At 55.5% G+C, this 440-nt stretch carries 1 protein-coding gene; it reads left to right on the top strand.

All coding sequences use genetic code 11. The features are described from left to right. Positions 1-210: 210 nt before the first annotated feature. Positions 211-440 (top strand): Fic/DOC family N-terminal domain-containing protein (locus NBZ85_RS31860; protein WP_261563508.1); only part of this gene is annotated, 230 nt, incomplete at its 3' end.

Here is a 440-nt window from a genome sequence, read left to right as displayed (position 1 = left end):
TTGTGAGGTTGTAACTTACGCGACGCACTTTGTGGAAAGCGGGCGTTTCGGTATTTTGGTTTTGCAAAGCGGCTGCGATTCGCACCACTCACAAGAAAGCTTTTGCAAAGTCCACTTTTCGCTACCCAGCTATCGAAAGGTAGACGGCATGAGGAGCTTACGCTAGACACGAGCGGAATGCCGAAGCCATGCGTACCCGATCCATTGCCTTTGCAACAGCTCGAGTGGAGAACGCTCCTGCCGCTGGTTGGGCACGCCAATGCCTGCTTGGCACGGTACGACGGCATGGTCCAAACCTTGCCCAACGCGGCGGTCTTGCTTTCTCCTATAACCACGCAGGAAGCCGTCCTGTCTTCGAAGATTGAAGGCACCCAGGCAACACTGGACGAAGTTCTTGAAGCCGAAGCGGGACTAATCCCGGCAGAGGCAAGGCGCGATGA

The organism is Frankia tisae (assembly GCF_025403405.1).
GTDB lineage: Bacteria > Actinomycetota > Actinomycetes > Frankiales > Frankiaceae > Frankia > Frankia tisai.
Note: the sequence above shows the minus strand (reverse complement) of the source record. Positions and strands in the feature narration are given on the sequence as shown.